Below are 1,000 nucleotides of genomic sequence, written 5' to 3' on the forward strand. Positions count from 1 at the left end.
CTACGTGTTCCCACCGGTGGAGGACTTCGGCATCATGCCGGTCGAGGCCATGGCGCTCGGCACGCCGGTCGTCGTGAACGCCGTCGGCGGCGCGTGCGACTCGGTGGAGCCCGGTCGGAGCGGTGTCGTCCTGCACGACTTCGCCCCGTCGACGATCCGGTCGGCCGTCGAGGCGGCTGCGGGACTCGACGGTGCGGACTGCCGAGCGCGGGCCGACACGTTCTCCACCACACGCTTCCGGCGCGAGATCGGCGCGTGGACCGGGATCCCGAGCGCGGTCCGTTCCTGACGCGCCCGGCCAGGAGGCCCGCCAGTCGTCGCCGGGTCGGCCCGCGGCAGGCGCCGCGCACGTGCAGTGCCGCCGTCCCGCGTCAGCGGGCGGCCGCCACCAGGATCGCCTCGAGCTGCGCGACGACGCGGGGGAGATCGAACCGCTTGGCGGTCCGACGGCCGTTGTCGGCGAGCCGGCCACGGGCCTCCTGGCCGTCGCATCGCGCGTCCAGGGCACGCCGCGTGCGTCAGCCGAGTGGTCGCGGACTGTCGGTGCCGCAACCTCCAAGCGTCACCTGGTGACCGGTCGGCGGCGGTGCGGCGGCATGTCCTGACCGGTCGAGGTCCCGGTGCCGCGTGGAATGCAGGTGCGCCGGAGCGCGTTGGTGACCACATGACCGACGACACCCTGCACCTGTCCGTCCTCGACCTGGCCACACGCGAGTACGGCCAGTCCAACACCGAGGCCCTGCAGGGGTCCGTCGACATGGCCGTGCACGCCGAGCAGCTCGGGTACGAGCGGTTCTGGGTCGCCGAGCACCACGGGATGCCGGGCATCACGTCCTCGGCCCCGGCGGTGCTGCTGAGCGCGGTGGGCGCGGCCACCTCGACGATCCGCATCGGATCCGGTGGCGTCATGCTGCCGAACCACGCACCCCTCGTCGTTGCCGAGCAGTTCGGCACCCTCCGTGCCCTGTACGGCGACCGTGTCGACCTCGGGCTCGGGCGC

2 protein-coding genes are annotated in these 1,000 nt (G+C 73.5%); both read left to right on the forward strand.

Annotated features, from left to right (window positions below):
• Positions 1-289 (forward strand): glycosyltransferase (locus BACI9J_RS23415; protein ID WP_159736722.1); only part of this gene is annotated, 289 nt, incomplete at its 5' end.
• Between the two features lie 375 nt (positions 290-664).
• A partial coding sequence (locus BACI9J_RS23420; RefSeq protein WP_159736723.1) for an MsnO8 family LLM class oxidoreductase occupies positions 665-1,000 on the forward strand: 336 nt, incomplete at its 3' end.

Source organism: Arthrobacter sp. 9V, from assembly GCF_902506065.1.
Taxonomy (GTDB): Bacteria; Actinomycetota; Actinomycetes; order Actinomycetales; family Micrococcaceae; genus Arthrobacter.